The organism is Ruminococcus bromii (assembly GCF_928721825.1).
GTDB classification, from domain to species: domain Bacteria; phylum Bacillota; class Clostridia; order Oscillospirales; family Acutalibacteraceae; genus Ruminococcoides; species Ruminococcoides bromii.
Map to the genome: position 1 here is coordinate 844,304 of NZ_CAKMVP010000003.1, position 13,338 is coordinate 857,641.

The following is a 13,338-nucleotide window of genomic DNA, read 5'->3' on the forward strand; positions in this document are numbered from 1 at the left end:
CAAATTGTGCAAATTCACACAATGTTACATTCCGACAAAATAACATATAATCAAAACCACCCGTCCAACGGGTGGTTTGCTCTAGGGCTATAAGCCCATGCTACCGGCCAGCGTCTCAAGACGCTGGCTTTCACTTGGTTCAAGCCTATTGCCTTTGCCTCTTTCGCCACCCCTTAAAGGGTGTTTGTATTACTCGCCACCCTTAAAAGGGTCTTCATATTCTCGTACACTTAATTTATCTAGTGCTATATCATGCTTTTCTTGGTCTTCTATGTATTTCCTTATGGTTGCTTCATTTAGACCTACTGTACTCACATAATATCCTTCTGCCCAAAAGTGCCTATTTCCAAACTTATACTTCAGATTTGCGTGTTTCTCAAACATCATTAACGCACTTTTTCCTTTTAAATATCCCATAAAACTTGACACACTCATCTTCGGTGGTATACTTAAGAGCAAGTGTACATGATCTATCATCATATGCCCCTCTAGTATCTCCACTCCTTTGTACTGACATAACAATCTTATTATGTCTTGCAAACTCTGTCGATACTGTGCATATATTATTTTTCTTCTATACTTTGGCACAAACACTACATGGTATTTGCACATCCATTTTGTGTGGGATAAACTATTTGTTTTATTTGCCATTAAAATCACCTTTCTTTTTTTACAATAGACTTGAACATTCTTATTGTAATACGATTGGTGATTTTTTTGTATAACTTTTTATGCACACCCGCATAGCGGGTGGTTGTTTGTGCCACGCAAGCGTGGCACTGGGTAAACCCATTAAAACAAAAACTGTACAACCATAATCGGCTGTACAGTTTTTTTATATCTTGTATTACTTTTTAGACTTAGGATTTGTTTTTATAACTTCATTCAAGCCTATAAAGTGCATACCTTTTCTTTTTGTTTTTTCAAGATGAATTTTTTCGGAATCAGCAAGCAAATCAGTATAGGGACTGTTTTCAGATTCGACAAAACAGAATATTCTGAATTTTCCGAAAGTTACGGTTTTGTCGGCTTTATGTGCAGAATCGGAATATGCAAGAATATTCGTTTCTCTATTCGGAACTGCTGCGAAAAGAACCTGTTCACCTGTTTTCTTGTCTTTTACTTTGCAAGTTCTGATAAAGGTATATTCACCTGAATAAGTATCGTCCGAAAGTTCAATGTGTTCAAATGCAGTATATTCGGCATTTCGGTTAATCATAGAAATTCTGTTGCTTTGCTTTGTATAAACTGCAGGAGAAACTAAATTAGTTCCTTTGTCAAGCACAAGTACAAAACTACTACTTGGCAAATCCATTAAAGAATCATAAACAAAATGTTTAATTCTGTTTTTTCTTTTATTTGTAAAAGAAGTTTCCACCTCAACAGAATCAAAATTTCGATTATCTAATATATGTGAAACAATCAATCTTGATAATTGAAACAGAAGCAATAATATTAGAAAAACTATGCCAAACGGATTACCCTCTGAATAAAAATAAGCTGCAGTATAATTCAACATCATCCACCCATTCAAATTGTTGTTCATGTAATTATCAATCTGTTCGCCAATCGTATTTATCAGTTAAAACATTAAGTTCAACATCATTTATTACCACAACCTCATCAGATTTCCAGTATAAAGAAACATCTTCCTGATGATATTTCCAATAAATGTTACGGCATTTACTTGTTTCGGAATCCACTACCTCACATCTTACCGAAAAATCCGTAGTCGCATTTTCTGAACAAAGATAAGCATTAACCGTATATTTTCCATTTGGAGATACTGAGGAATCAATCAATTCGACTTGAGGCAAATTATCTAAGCCACACCCTGAAAGGAAAGCACATAGCATAATCATCAAAACGGCAAGAAAGTTTGTAATAATGCGTTTACTTTGCATTTTAATGTCCCTTAAAGCACCAACCTTTAATCGTATTATACACAATGCAACAAGTTATAGCAATACTCATATAACAAATTATTTGCTCAATATACAAAAACTGTACAACCGAAAAAGGCTGTACAGTTTTTTATTTTTGCGGTAGAACCGCATTACAGAAAGGCTTATTTAATTGAATCAATCCATTTTTGAATTTCAGACTTTGGTGTACGCAGAACCGATTCGTCAAAACGGATATTCATTCCCTGCTTTACATCGGCTGTACCGCAGGCATTTGCAAAATCTTTGAATGTGTGACCAATCCAACCGCCGTTGGTTGCAAACGGATAAACCGTCTTGCCCGAAAGGTCATTTTCCTTGAGAAATGTGTGCATTGCAGGGGCAAAAGTGTACCACCAAACAGGTGTTCCGAGAATTACCTCGTCATACTTGCTAAGGTCAATATTAAGCGGTTTTATTTTGGGACAATAGCCGCTGTTCACTTCATCCTGTCCTTGATTTACAACCGAGTTGTAGTCTCCGTCATACGGAACAACAGTTTCGATTCTTGCAATGTCAGCACCCGTGCTTTTCTGAATCATCTCGGCAATGCTTTTTGTGTTGCCACGATAGGAATAATAAACGATAACTTTTTTCATATTCAGAAACCGCCTTTCGATTAACCGAGTTTATTATATTCTTCATCGGTTACGGGTTCGCACCACTCGTTTGAACATTCTTCGCCCGGCATTTCGGTTGCGATGTGTGAGAACCAGCTGTCCTTTTTAGCACCGTGCCAATGCTTAACCTCGGCTGGAATTACGATTACCTTACCCGGTGTAAGGCTTACAGGCTCTTTGCCCTCTTCCTGATACCAACCCTCACCTGCTGTGCAGATGAGGAGCTGACCGCCGCCGCTCTTTGCGTGGTGAATGTGCCAGTTGTTACGACAACCAGGTTCAAATGTTACATTTAAAAGGTGAAGTCCGTCCTCGGGCTTTGTGAGTGGATTTAGGTATGACTCTCCGATAAAATACTTTGCATAGGCTGTGTTTGGAGTGCCTGTGCCGAATACATTCTGCTTTTCAAATTCATCCTTGTCTGCAATTTTCATAATATTATCTCCTTGTTTAATTAAAATTTTTTAATCCAATCATTAACAATGCCTTCTGCCTTATCGGCATCACTTCCGAACAAGGGAAGTCCGTTTGTTACGGTTGCACCTTTGGCAGTATTTTTAATATCATTGACTGTGTTTGAAAGTCCGCTTCCCTCGTGAGTGCAGAACGGATGAATTGTTTTGCCCGTAAAATCAAATGCTTCAAGGAAAGTATAAACCGCCATAGGCATTGTTCCGCAGTAGTTTGGATAGCCGAGATAAATTTCATCGTAATCGTCAAGATTCGGCAATGAAACAAGTTCGGGTCTTGCCTTTGATTTAAGGTCTTTAACCGACTGAGCAACACATTCCTTGTAGTTTGCAGAATACGGAACTTTCTGCTCAATTTTAAACATATCGGCTCCTGTGAGGTCTGAAATCATTTTTGCAACCTTTTCGGTGTTGCCGACTTTTACATAGCGGTACTGACCGCCGAAATAATTTTCATCTGCTCGTGAATAAAATGCAATTAACTTTGCCATTGTAAATCTCCTTTGTTTCAGAATTTTTACTATTTTTCAGTTTGTTTTTTACTTTACAGGAATATATTACACCCTGAAGTTGACTTTAAGTCAAGAGGCATTTTTGATTTTTTCGTATAATTTTTAATTAACTGCATAGGTTGCTTTCCGTACAACACTCTTAGCTTAAATATTCTGCTGTTACTTGTGGGCATCCGATGAACTCCTCTATTTAAAATTGCAAAAGCAATCGCTATACTTACGCTCGGGCATAGTATGTTTTTGATATTGCAAACTATCTGCACGAACGGAGAGTTGCGGTACACCGCAAAAAAATACTGTACAACCGAAAAAGGCTGTACAGTATCGGAATTATTCTTTATAAGAAACTATTTCTTTTCAGTAAGAAGTTTATTGAGTTCGTCCATAAAGGTGTTAATATCCTTGAACTGGCGATAAACTGACGCAAAACGGACATATGAAACCTCGTCAATATTCTTGAGCTGATCCATTGCAAGCTCACCGATTTGCTTTGAAGTAATTTCACGGTCAAGGCTTGACTGAAGCTGAGCCTCAATATCATTGACCATATTTTCAATCTGTTCAATTGAAACGGGACGCTTCTCGCAGGCACGGAGAATTCCGCCTGTAAGCTTGTTGCGGTCAAAAACCTCACGGGATTTGTCACGCTTAACAACAATTATCGGAACAGTTTCAATCACCTCATGTGTGGTAAAGCGTTTGCCGCATCTCAGGCACTCTCTTCTTCTACGGATTCTTTCGCCGTCATCGGCAGAACGAGAGTCGATAACCTTGCTTTCTTCATAACTGCAATATGGACACTTCATATGAAAACCTCCGAATAATTATTCCCTAAAATAATTATAACATACCGTTTTCAAATTTCAAGTATAGAAAATTTACAATTTAATTACACTTTTATTTCATCAGAGATTGCGGTAATGCTTGACATTTCTCTTCTTCTTTTTGCGTTTCGAGCTGATTTTTGAAATAATAAGGTAAATAATCAGGATAAGAACAATGAGTGCGATAACCACAATGAACCAGTATGATTGGAACACTGTGCCGATAACATTGAACACATAAAGGATTCCGCTGAGTTCTATTTTTTCGCCTGCAACAACATTAACCTCGGCAAGCTTTTGCTTTTTGCTGTTTTCGTCTGCCTTATAGTAAATTGTAGCCTTGCCGACTACCGTGCCTTTGTCGATTGGAGCGTCAATACTTTCAGGAACATCCTGTTCAATAATTATATTCTCATCTGTGCAGTCTTTAGGAACAATTGCGCTGAGGTCGGTTTCGGGATAAAGCAATGTACTGTTTTTACCCCAAGCAAGGTTAACCTTTACTTCGCAAAGCGGCTTTGACGATGTTGCTACCGTGTTCATTTCAAGACTTGTCAATGCCCATCGAAAAAGGTCAGCGGCATCGGTCATTGTTGCGTAATCCTCGGTCACACCCTCTTCATAAGGAGCGTGAAGAAGAATTGCCATATATGAATAGCCGTCAGCCGACGCTGTTGTTACAAGGCATCTGCCTGCCTCGTTGGTTGTACCTGTTTTGATGCCCTTTGCATACATATAATAATACTCGCCGCCTCGGTTAGCGTCAATGAGGTAGTTAGTGGTAACAAGGGGTGTATCGTCACCGTCACAAGTGTATGTGCAGGTGTTTGTGATTTCTTCAAAACGAGGGAGCGTGAGCGCATATGTAGTGATTTTGTACATATCACGGGCAGTTGTATAGTGGTTAGGGTCGTGAAGTCCATCAGGATTTGCAAAATGGGTATTTTTGCAGCCAAGCTCCTTTGCCTTTTCGTTCATCATCTCAACAAAATTGTCAACATTTCCGTCGCCGATATAATCGGCAAGAACCATTGCGGCATCGTTACCCGAGGGAACCATCATGCTGTAGAGCAGGTCGATTGCTGTCATACTCTTGCCGACATGATTTTCAACATTCGCAAGGGAACTGCCTGTGTTTTTGAGAACATCAAGAACCGACTGTTTAATCGGAATTTTTGTGTTGTCAAGGTCGGCAATGTTTTCAACCGCAATTATGTAGGTCATAATCTTTGTTGTGGATGCAGGATAACGCTTTGAATCTGCATCTTTTTCATACACGGTCTGACCTGAATCCATATTCACAAGCAATATTGAATCCGACTGTGTTTTTACATCATTGGGATAGGACGCAGCACCCGCTGTTGTAAAGGCGGAACAGATAATGATGCAAAGCATACAGAGAAGTGAAAGTGTTTTGATTGCTGTTTTTCTCATTTACTTAATTCTCCCATTTATAGTTTGTCAGTTTAAAGCATTTTGTCCGCCGCGATCAAACAGGCGGTCAATCTCTGCTTTTAAAAGTCGTATTTCATCGTTTCGGATATCACCGTAACGGTTCATTATATAATCTGCAATTTTTTGCGAAAGCTCAAGGCTTTTTGTGTCGGCAAAATCGGCAATTGACATCTGCGGCAGACCGTGCTGTCTGTGACCGAAAAAGTCGCCCGGACCTCTCATTTTCAAATCCTCATCGGCAATGACAAAGCCGTTGTTCGTTGAACACATAACCTCAAGCCGTTCTCTTGTTGTTCTGCTGCCTTTGTCACTGATGAGAATACAATAGGACTGCGAACTACCTCTGCCTACTCTTCCCCTCAGCTGATGAAGCTGTGAAAGTCCGAATCTTTCGGCGTTTTCAATCACAATAACCGTAGCATTAGGAACATCAACGCCGACTTCTATTACCGTTGTGGCAACGAGAACGGAATATTCATTCTCGGCAAACTTACGCATAACCTCGTCTTTTTCGTCGGGCTTCATCTGTCCGTGAACAATGCCGACTGCTATGTCAGGAAATTCCCTCAGCATCAAATCTGCGGCATATTCTTCGGCTGACGCAACATCGTCAAGCTCGCCTTCTTCAACAAGGGGACAGACTATGTACGCCTGTCTGCCGTGTTTTACCTCACTGCGGATAAAATCATACACTCCGCCGCGCATCGCAGAAGTTCGCAACACGGTTTTCACAGGTTTTCTTGACGGCGGAAGCTCATCAATTATTGAAATGTCGAGGTCGCCGAAAATAATAAGTCCGAGGGTTCTCGGAATCGGGGTGGCACTCATTACAAGCAGATGCGGATTGTTGCCCTTGCCGAGAAGCTTTGCTCTTTGTGCAACGCCGAATCTGTGCTGTTCGTCGGTTACGGCAAGTGCAAGATTTTTAAACTCGGTTTTATCGGTAATAAGAGCGTGTGTTCCTATTACCATATCAATTGAACCGTCTGCAAGCGATTTTCTGATTTGTTTTTTTTCGGACTCCTTGAGTGCGCCTGTCAGCAGACCAACCTTGATATCCGTATTTTCAAAAAGCCTTTGAAATGTTTTGTAATGCTGTCGGGCAAGGATTTCCGTAGGTGCCATAAACGCGGTCTGAAATCCGTTTTTGGCAACCGTGTAGCAGACCGAGGCGGCAACCGCCGTTTTACCCGAACCTACATCGCCCTGAACAAGTCGGTTCATTGGAGATGATTTGTTGATTATATCGTTTATGCAGTCCGACACCGCCCGTTTTTGGGCATTTGTCATTGTGAACGGCAAAAGCGATTCAAATTCTTCTGAATAATCCTTTGTAATTTTAAGCGAGGTTACTCCCCTGCTGTGGTCACGCAGATTTCTCATTCCGAGGTTCAGCACAACAAGCTCTTCGGTAACAAGCCTTTTTCGGGCTGTTTCAAGCTGTTGGCAATTTTTTGGAAAGTGAATATCAAACAATGCCTGTCTGAGCGGGCAAAGGTCAAATCTTTCTCTTACGGCATCCGGCAAAGGGTCATTGATTTTTGATGGCAGCATTGAAAGTGCCTGTCGCACGGCCGATTCAACCGATTTGCTCGGAAGTCCTGCTGTCTGCCTGTAAATCGGGCGGATTTGCGTTCCTTTAATTGCAGGCGCAAAGGTCGGAGACAGCATCTGCATTCCATAGCTGTCGGATGAAGTTTTTCCGTAAAAGAAATATTCTCCGCCCTGTCTGAGCATTGAGCTTATGTATTTATTGTTAAAAAACACAAGCTGGATTGAACCCGTGTCATCATAGACTGCGGTTTTTGAAATAATTCTTCCGCCGCTTATGCGTGTGTCATTTACCGAGGTTGCAACAATCGCCTTTATACAGGCGGTTTCACCGTATTCAAGTTCATTGATATGCTTGATATTGCTCCAGTCCTCGTATGTTCGAGGATAAAAATTTATCAAATCTCCAACGCTTTTTATTCCGAGTCTTGCAAAAAGTGCGGCACGCTTTTCACCTATTCCGTTCAGTCTTGAAACAGGAGTTTTATAAAGTGATGTCATTACCGCACCTCCGTTTTTATTTATTTCAGAACAGCCTATCCGTATTCGCAGGACAGCCTGTCATTACAAAATCGGGAGCATAACCGAAAAAATTATGCTCCCTGAAAAAACTGATTTAATGCTTATTCTACGCTTAAAATGAAATAGTAAACAGGCTGGTCGCCCTTGACAAGTGTAATATCGGTTTTTGAACCGAATTTTTCACGAAGCTCTTCATAAGCCTTTTCCGCCTCTTCTTCGGTAACATCCTCGCCGTATATGAGAGTGATAAATGAAGTGTCGCGGCTGACCATATTCTTTGCAAGCTTAACAAGAGCCTTAACGGTGCTCTTTTCCGTAATTGTCAGCTTGCCGTTTTCAAGAGCGATAATGTCGCCCTCTTTGATTTTCTTACCGCCAAATTCACTGCTTCTTGCGGCAAAGGTTACAAGACCTGTTCCCACCGATGCAAGTGCGTCAGTCATAAGCTGTGCGTTGCTTTCGGCAGAAATCTCGGGATCAAAGTTGAGCATTGCCGTCATACCCTGCGGAATTGTTCTTGTCGGAACAATAACGACATTTCTGTCTTTTACCATCGGGATTGTCTGTTCTGCGGCAAGAATTATATTTTTGTTATTCGGAAGAACAAGGACATTCTTGGCAGGCGTTGCCATAATTGCCTCATATATATCATCTGTACTGGGGTTCATACTCTGACCGCCCGAAACAACATTGTCACAACCGAGGTCTTTAAAAAGGTCTTTAAGACCGTTTCCTGCGGCAACTGCAACAAAGCCGAAATCGTTTTCAGGTTCTGCGGGAACAAACTTTTCCTTTTCAGCCTTTTTCTTTGTTGACTTGACATTCTTGTGCTGTTCCTTCATATTCTCAACCTTAACCGTGAGAAGCTGACCGAACTCAAGTCCTTTTGAAAGAGCGTTGCCCGGCTGTTCCGTATGAACATGAACCTTGATAATCTCATCATCATTTACAACAACTACGCAATCACCGATTGATTCAAGATAACTGCGAAGCTCGCCGATTTCGGTTTCAATCTCGGCATTTCTGCCAACGATAAACTCTGTGCAATATGTGAATCTGATGTCATCGTCAAATTCAGCGGCGGCACTTTCAAATGTGCTGACGGTTGCAGGAGCTGTGTCATCGTCAGCTTCAATCATAATGCCGTTCTTAATTACAGAGAGCATACCCTCAAAGATTACGCAAAGGCCCTTACCGCCTGCGTCAACAACGCCTGCCTTTTTAAGCACAGGCAAAAGCTGAGGAGTGATTGCAAGCGCCTCGTTAGCCTTGTCAACGATTGTCTGCCATACAGACACAACATCTCTGTCATACTTAGCGGCTTCGATACCTGCCTCATAAGCCATTCTTGCAACCGTGAGAATTGTTCCCTCTGTCGGTTTCATAACAGCCTTGTAAGCGGCGTCAACACCGATTCCGAGTGCTGCGGCAAGATTTTTGCCGTCAACTTCTTCAATGTCTTTAAGTCCCTGGGCAAAGCCACGGAATATCAGTGAAGTGATAACACCCGAATTGCCTCTTGCTCCACGGAGCATTGCAGAGGCTGTGATACCTGCGGCATCACCTGCACAGGAGCCGTCAAAATCTTCAAGCGCTGCAACAGCCGCATTGACTGTCATTGACATATTTGTACCTGTGTCTCCGTCGGGTACAGGGAAAATATTAAGATCATTTATACTGTTTTTTTGGTTTGAAATATTATTCGCACCCGAAATAACAGCCTGTTTGAGAATTTGTCCGTTTATCATTTAGGCACATCCTTTTAATGTACATTTCTTAATCAACTGCATAAGCCGATTTTGCACCGACAAACGCAGTTTTACAATAATTCACATTATAACATTATACATTATCAGCTTGTTTTTTGCAATAGTATAATACACTAATTATCTGCAAAAAAAGCCGACTTAATCGGGATTGTTTCATATTTTTTGACAATTGGAAACAATTTACTTTATGCTGATTTGTGTTATTCAATACGCATTGACTCGGCTGAAACGCACTTTCCGCTTTTGTCATCAACATCAAAAAGCGTACATTCCATTTTGCATTCTCCGCTTGCAAGGTCAAAACGCTGCGGAAGCTTATTTTTCAGCTTTGCAATTATAATTTCGCTCTTTACACCGAGAACGGAATGGATTGTACCCGTCATTCCCGTGTCGGTTATGTAGCCGGTTCCCTTCGGGAGAACCTGTGCGTCCGAGGTCTGAACATGGGTGTGTGTTCCGAACATTGCGGAAACTCTGCCGTCAAGGTAATAACCCATTGCCCTTTTTTCACCCGTTGCCTCTGCGTGAAAATCAACAATTATGATTTTGCTTTCAGCCTGTTTAATCATTTTATCTACACATTCAAAGGCGCAATTCAGGTTGTTATCCATATAGGAATTACCCATAATATTTATAATCGACACAATTCTTCGCCCTGTGTCAACATTAATTATACCTTTGCCGGGTGTTGAATTTTCGGGAAAATTGGCAGGTCTGACAACAAAGGGATTTGAGTCAAGATAGTCGTAGATTTCTTTTCTGCGAAACGAATGGTTTCCAAGAGTAATTGCGTCAACTCCGCTGTCAAAAAGGTGTTTTGCAGACACGGGAGTCAATCCGTTGCCATCAGCGGAATTTTCACCGTTGCAGATTACAAAATCAACGCCTTTTACCTTTTTGAGCGTGGGAAGATTACTGCGAAGAAATTCACATCCGATACTGCCTACGACATCACCTATACATAAAATTCTCATAGTTATCCCTCCGTTTGTGTCCGACTGCAAAATTTCAGCCGTTCAAAGCAAAACATACAAGTTGATTATAACACAACTTTTCTATTCTGTCACATCAAAATCAACCTGATCTGCAATATTTTCGTTAAAAATATAATCTGTTGTCACCCTGTAGCCGTCTTTATTTTCTTTAACGGAAATTTGTTTTGAAATAACTTCGCTTTTATTCTTTGTAAAAATCTCATAGAGAATACAATCAGCCTTTGCAATCTCCTCAGCCTTGTTTTTACTTACAGAGTTTTCGGTTGTTACAAGTTCACGGTCGGTTCTGATTTTAAGTCCTACCGGCAGAACAACATCATTTATAAACAGATTTTCTCCGTGAACTGTGCTTACAAAATTGTCGTAGTTTTCAAAGGCAAGGTTACAGGGAAAATCAAGCCATAAAAATCTGAAATTTTTCCTGTCAACATAATTATCGGTAACGGTACTGTAAGTTATTTTTTTAGGAAGTGAAAGCGTTCTCTGCTCTGAAACATCGGCAAAGACCTTTGCGTTTGCTCTCAAGTAACGCATATCGCCCTGCTTGGTTTCGTCAAGACCGCTGACAAGAAGCTGACCGTTCACAACTCCGCTTCCCTTCGTGACAACGGGTCTGCCGTTATATGCCTGAATCCGTGTTATGACGCCGTCCTTAACGGCTTTTACATTGCAAGGATTTTTTGAGGTGTCAAGCTTCGGCTTTTTGTAGGTTTCTTTAATTTCAACCGTAACAAGACTGCCCGTTATGTTTATGCTCATCCAGCGGATATCGTCACATTTCAGCTGAATATTGCGTTCTATCTGGTCAACATCGGAATTGTTTTTCCACATACCTACAGAAATTCCGTTATCTTCAAGCAACGATTCAAGATATGTATTGCTGATTTCCTCTGTTCCTGAAATTTTGACCGACCAGATAAAATTTGAAAGAAAAATGCAGAGAATAATTCCACATACCGCACCTGCAAAAAGTCCTGTCCTTGCCTTATAGCGGTTAATAATAAACGGCAGTCCGTGTTTTGCGGTTACTCTTGTTTTAACCCTTGATTTGCGTGCAAGAATTCGGATTTTTTTGTAGTCGGAAAGATACATTGAGGCTGATATTGCGTTCTTTTTCGGTATGGGATTCCAGAGATTTACACCGTTTTTTGAGGTTATGTTCATAAATCTTTCGGGAAATTTTCCGCTTGCGGTAAAGTCAACATTTCCTCTGAGAAAGCGTATTATTTTAAGGAGCATAGTTTCACCTCACGAGAGAAAGTTGATGTCGGTTACAAAGCCTTCAATTTCAACACAGGAGCTTGAAATACATCTCAATTTCATTCCTCTTCCGCAAAATGAAATTACGGTTTTGCAGGTATTAATTTTTATGCTTTCGCTGTCATAGAGCAAAATTCCCGTTGAACCCTCAACTGTTATCCTGCGGTTTCCGAGCATTTCTATGTACGGCATTGTTCCCATATCGAACATCGGAGAAGGCAATCTTTCGTTTTTATCGGCAGTTCGTTTGTTCTTTGGCAAAAAAATCTCCCCTATTTTTGTTTCTTATTTATTTTTATGCAATACAGCTCATATATATAATTGGTGATTGTTTTGTTTATGAGTAAAAATGCCGCAAGGACGGTGAATATTTTTAAGGCAACAGGGATTTTTCTGTTGTGCGTTGTCTCCTTGCGTTTTTCGGAGGAATGTTCAAAGGGAGCTGAAAACGGCATAGGCTTGTGTCTTTCAACGCTTGTACCGTCACTGTTTCCGTTTATGGTGCTTGCCTCATACATCACCGAAAGCGGTCTTGCAGAAAAAATCGGCAGACATCTTTCATGGCTGACAAAACCGATTTTCGGACTTGACGGTTGTTTTGCCTCGGCAATAATTCTCTCCCTTGTCGGAGGTTATCCCGTTGGTGCAAAGACGGTAAATTCGCTTTATAAAAAAGGTGCGGCAAGTGAAAGTGAGTGTAAACGGGCAGGTCTGTTTTTGGTGTGTTCGGGACCGGGATTTCTTGTGAATTTTATCGGTGTACAGCTTTATTCAAGCATTGAAGTCGGGTTTATTATATTTGCCGCCCAATGCATCTCGGTTTTAGCACTCGGATTTGCTTTAAAATTCGTTTGCAGAAATAAACTTGATGATAATTCCAATTCAGAAACATTAATAAGCACTCCGCAAAAAGGCGACGCACTTGTAAAGTCTGTTCTTGAAGGTGCAAGGGGAATGTTTGCAATCTGTGCATTTGTGGTGCTGTTTTCGGCATTTACTGAGATTTTCTGCTCACACATTACGGATGAAAATATTCAAAAACCGTTTTTGATACTCACGGAAGTTTGCAATGCGGTTACTGCGGTATCGAAAGATTTGCCGATTGAGGTTGTTGCGTTTTCGGCAGGATTCGGCGGACTTTGCGTACATTTTCAGATTTTCTCGGCACTTGGAGATATTAAGGTGAATAAACTGTTATTTTTCTTTTGCAGAATTTTGCAAGGATTTATCACCGCATTGCTCACGCATTTAGGAATAAAACTTTTCTCCGTCACAACCGATGTTTTTTCAACATCAACGGTTGAAAACTCCGGCTTTTTCGGAGGAACTGTCCTTTCGGGAGCGGCTTTGCTTTTTACCGCTTTATGCTTTTTATATTCACTCAAAAATTACAAACAAAATTGACGGAGGTTACTTT

General features: G+C 40.8%; 14 protein-coding genes. 1 reads left to right on the forward strand and 13 read right to left on the reverse strand.

All coding sequences use genetic code 11. The features are described from left to right. Window positions 1-189: 189 nt before the first annotated feature. From tnpA to QDI94_RS04345, 13 genes are all read right to left on the reverse strand, one after another. On the reverse strand, window positions 190-651 hold the full coding sequence (gene tnpA, locus QDI94_RS04285) for an IS200/IS605 family transposase (protein ID WP_101105764.1): 462 nt from the start codon (window positions 649-651) through the stop codon (window positions 190-192). 196 nt (window positions 652-847) lie between these two features. Next, complete coding sequence (locus QDI94_RS04290) at window positions 848-1,315, reverse strand: hypothetical protein (protein WP_278867412.1); 468 nt, start codon at window positions 1,313-1,315, stop codon at window positions 848-850. A 238-nt stretch (window positions 1,316-1,553) separates the two neighbouring features. Further along, complete coding sequence (locus QDI94_RS04295; protein WP_278867415.1) at window positions 1,554-1,904, reverse strand: DUF5412 family protein; 351 nt, start codon at window positions 1,902-1,904, stop codon at window positions 1,554-1,556. A 164-nt stretch (window positions 1,905-2,068) separates the two neighbouring features. Beyond that, window positions 2,069-2,542 (reverse strand): flavodoxin, encoded by a 474-nt coding sequence (locus QDI94_RS04300; RefSeq protein WP_046433678.1) that lies wholly within the window; start codon window positions 2,540-2,542, stop codon window positions 2,069-2,071. A gap of 20 nt (window positions 2,543-2,562) precedes the next feature. Continuing rightward, complete coding sequence (locus tag QDI94_RS04305; protein ID WP_101029140.1) at window positions 2,563-2,997, reverse strand: cupin domain-containing protein; 435 nt, start codon at window positions 2,995-2,997, stop codon at window positions 2,563-2,565. Between the two features lie 20 nt (window positions 2,998-3,017). Continuing rightward, window positions 3,018-3,524 (reverse strand): flavodoxin, encoded by a 507-nt coding sequence (locus QDI94_RS04310; protein ID WP_278867418.1) that lies wholly within the window; start codon window positions 3,522-3,524, stop codon window positions 3,018-3,020. A gap of 368 nt (window positions 3,525-3,892) precedes the next feature. Next, window positions 3,893-4,351: a transcriptional regulator NrdR gene (gene nrdR / locus QDI94_RS04315; RefSeq protein ID WP_015524137.1), complete on the reverse strand. Its 459-nt coding sequence runs from the start codon at window positions 4,349-4,351 to the stop codon at window positions 3,893-3,895. A 99-nt stretch (window positions 4,352-4,450) separates the two neighbouring features. Then, window positions 4,451-5,803: a D-alanyl-D-alanine carboxypeptidase family protein gene (locus tag QDI94_RS04320; protein ID WP_278867421.1), complete on the reverse strand. Its 1,353-nt coding sequence runs from the start codon at window positions 5,801-5,803 to the stop codon at window positions 4,451-4,453. A gap of 27 nt (window positions 5,804-5,830) precedes the next feature. Beyond that, window positions 5,831-7,876 carry an ATP-dependent DNA helicase RecG gene (recG, locus tag QDI94_RS04325; RefSeq protein WP_278867423.1) on the reverse strand — a complete coding sequence of 682 codons (2,046 nt, stop codon included), beginning with the start codon at window positions 7,874-7,876 and terminating at the stop codon, window positions 5,831-5,833. A 122-nt stretch (window positions 7,877-7,998) separates the two neighbouring features. Next, entirely contained in the window at window positions 7,999-9,645 is a 1,647-nt protein-coding gene (locus QDI94_RS04330; protein WP_278867425.1) for a DAK2 domain-containing protein, read from the reverse strand. A gap of 221 nt (window positions 9,646-9,866) precedes the next feature. Continuing rightward, the gene (locus QDI94_RS04335) at window positions 9,867-10,640 is read right to left on the reverse strand and encodes a TIGR00282 family metallophosphoesterase (RefSeq protein ID WP_278867428.1); all 774 of its coding nucleotides are present in this window, start codon (window positions 10,638-10,640) and stop codon (window positions 9,867-9,869) included. Window positions 10,641-10,721: 81 nt separating this feature from the next. Further along, window positions 10,722-11,900 carry a sporulation protein YqfD gene (locus QDI94_RS04340; RefSeq protein ID WP_278867431.1) on the reverse strand — a complete coding sequence of 393 codons (1,179 nt, stop codon included), beginning with the start codon at window positions 11,898-11,900 and terminating at the stop codon, window positions 10,722-10,724. Between the two features lie 9 nt (window positions 11,901-11,909). After that, window positions 11,910-12,182: a YabP/YqfC family sporulation protein gene (locus QDI94_RS04345; RefSeq protein WP_278867434.1), complete on the reverse strand. Its 273-nt coding sequence runs from the start codon at window positions 12,180-12,182 to the stop codon at window positions 11,910-11,912. A 78-nt stretch (window positions 12,183-12,260) separates the two neighbouring features. On the opposite strand from QDI94_RS04345, the gene QDI94_RS04350 reads away from it, so the two are divergent. Further along, window positions 12,261-13,325 (forward strand): nucleoside recognition domain-containing protein, encoded by a 1,065-nt coding sequence (locus QDI94_RS04350; protein WP_278867437.1) that lies wholly within the window; start codon window positions 12,261-12,263, stop codon window positions 13,323-13,325. Window positions 13,326-13,338 lie beyond the last annotated feature (13 nt).

Bases quoted from the DNA above. Each gene is read 5' to 3' on its own strand.
- tnpA (WP_101105764.1), bottom strand. From the start codon at position 651: ATGGCAAATAAAACAAATAGTTTATCCCACACAAAATGGATGTGCAAA.
- QDI94_RS04290 (WP_278867412.1), bottom strand. From the start codon at position 1,315: ATGGATTTGCCAAGTAGTAGTTTTGTACTTGTGCTTGACAAAGGAACT.
- QDI94_RS04295 (WP_278867415.1), bottom strand. From the start codon at position 1,904: ATGCAAAGTAAACGCATTATTACAAACTTTCTTGCCGTTTTGATGATT.
- QDI94_RS04300 (WP_046433678.1), bottom strand. From the start codon at position 2,542: ATGAAAAAAGTTATCGTTTATTATTCCTATCGTGGCAACACAAAAAGC.
- QDI94_RS04305 (WP_101029140.1), bottom strand. From the start codon at position 2,997: ATGAAAATTGCAGACAAGGATGAATTTGAAAAGCAGAATGTATTCGGC.
- QDI94_RS04310 (WP_278867418.1), bottom strand. From the start codon at position 3,524: ATGGCAAAGTTAATTGCATTTTATTCACGAGCAGATGAAAATTATTTC.
- nrdR (WP_015524137.1), bottom strand. From the start codon at position 4,351: ATGAAGTGTCCATATTGCAGTTATGAAGAAAGCAAGGTTATCGACTCT.
- QDI94_RS04320 (WP_278867421.1), bottom strand. From the start codon at position 5,803: ATGAGAAAAACAGCAATCAAAACACTTTCACTTCTCTGTATGCTTTGC.
- recG (WP_278867423.1), bottom strand. From the start codon at position 7,876: ATGACATCACTTTATAAAACTCCTGTTTCAAGACTGAACGGAATAGGT.
- QDI94_RS04330 (WP_278867425.1), bottom strand. From the start codon at position 9,645: ATGATAAACGGACAAATTCTCAAACAGGCTGTTATTTCGGGTGCGAAT.
- QDI94_RS04335 (WP_278867428.1), bottom strand. From the start codon at position 10,640: ATGAGAATTTTATGTATAGGTGATGTCGTAGGCAGTATCGGATGTGAA.
- QDI94_RS04340 (WP_278867431.1), bottom strand. From the start codon at position 11,900: ATGCTCCTTAAAATAATACGCTTTCTCAGAGGAAATGTTGACTTTACC.
- QDI94_RS04350 (WP_278867437.1), top strand. From the start codon at position 12,261: ATGAGTAAAAATGCCGCAAGGACGGTGAATATTTTTAAGGCAACAGGG.